Here is a 1,447-nt window from a genome sequence, read left to right as displayed (position 1 = left end):
CCGAACCCGACACCGGCGCCGGCACCCCGCCCGGCACATCGGCAGCCACCGCCGACACCACCGGAACCGCCGACACCCCCATCACCACAGCCGTCGCCAACGCCACCCGGCGCAACCCACGCCACCGCAAAACGCCACCAGCACCCCGCTCCGCAACCAAACCGGCTCCGACAGGCAGAGAGGGGGACATAGAACAACCTCGGTGAGAGACGGCGGAACACACAAACGTGTTTTCAGCCAGTCAACCCGCCCCTCCACACGGCAGGCACCCACCAGATGGCCACCACTGAGGCTGGGGCCCTGTAAGGAAAACAGCCATTCGGTGGTGACGGAGTGTGCCGCTACGCAGGAGGATGCGGTGGTCAAGGAGGGTGAAGCGCGTTCGTCCGCGCATCTGGCGCGCGAAGAGGTGCTTGACGGGGACGCCGGGGTCTCCGGCCCGGGGCCCCTTGATCTGTCCGGGTCAGGTCAGATCACCCCGAGCCGCTCCAGTACCGCGGCGCGGTCTGCGGGGAGCGCCGTGCGGCGGGGTCGGGCGTTGGCCCTTCCCGGCCCTCACCGCGTCGACGGGTGTGGAGTTCCCCCGGCACATGCAACGGTGCGAGCGCATGCGGGCCGGGGAGTCTCGGCACACCCAGCCGAAACAGCGGCCCGACCTGCCGCCCCGCTGACCCCGGGACGCACGTCAGCCCCTGGTCAGACCTATTGGTTCCAACGGGTCTGACCAGGGCTGAGCTGTGCGGGCCGCGCGTTCGTGCCGGCTGATGCGCTCGCGCAGCTGCGCGGCGGCCGCCGGAGGCGGCGGCGGTGCGGGCTGGTGGACGGGCTGAGCAGTCATCGGGCGAGTCCTTCCGGTGTCTAGGTTCGAGTGTGGCGGTCGGCGGCCGGAGAGTCGAGAAAAGCGGCGCAGGCGGGCGTTCACGCCTGGTGGACTTCGATCCCGGGGAAGTCGCCGGGCGGGCGGGCTACGACGGACAGCCGCACCGAGCCGCTGTCGAGCGGCGTCAGCTGCACCGCGTGGTGGGCGCCGTGGGCGTCGCCCAGGGCGCCGGCGTCGAATGCCCCGACAGGCAGGTCCATAGAGCCACCGTGGTGCATCAACAGGGCGATGAGCATCGCGTGGGACATGTCCGCGAGGCTGGGCAGGTCGTTCATCAGTGACCTTCCTCGTCACAGATTAGCTTGGTGATCTGGTGTCCGGCATCGTGGTTGCTGTTCTCCGCAGCGACGGGGGTGGCGTTCCTGGGTCCCCGACGGCGGTGTGCGCCTCGGTCCTGCAGGCGGGCCCCCATGGCGGTGCCGGCGGGGACATGGTTTCCATACCTTTCTTCTTGGGCTGATCCGGGTCACTCGTAACGACCTTGGGGGAAATTGAGGTCGGGCCGTCTTGGCCTGGTGGTTCGGCTGGTGGGTGATCAGCAGGCCGTCGTGCGGACGAGGACCAGTT

Annotated in this window: 1 protein-coding gene; it reads right to left on the bottom strand. The window is 69.5% G+C overall.

The features are described 5' to 3' along the window. Window positions 1-918: 918 nt before the first annotated feature. A complete protein-coding gene (locus AC07DW_RS34485) occupies window positions 919-1,155 on the bottom strand; it encodes a pRL2-19 (RefSeq protein ID WP_478861530.1) in 237 nt (78 codons plus the stop codon). Window positions 1,156-1,447 lie beyond the last annotated feature (292 nt).

It is taken from the genome of Streptomyces sp. NPDC045701, from assembly GCF_056432045.1.
Note: the sequence above shows the minus strand (reverse complement) of the source record. Positions and strands in the feature narration are given on the sequence as shown.

Bases quoted from the DNA above. Each gene is read 5' to 3' on its own strand.
- AC07DW_RS34485 (WP_478861530.1), bottom strand. From the start codon at position 1,155: ATGAACGACCTGCCCAGCCTCGCGGACATGTCCCACGCGATGCTCATC.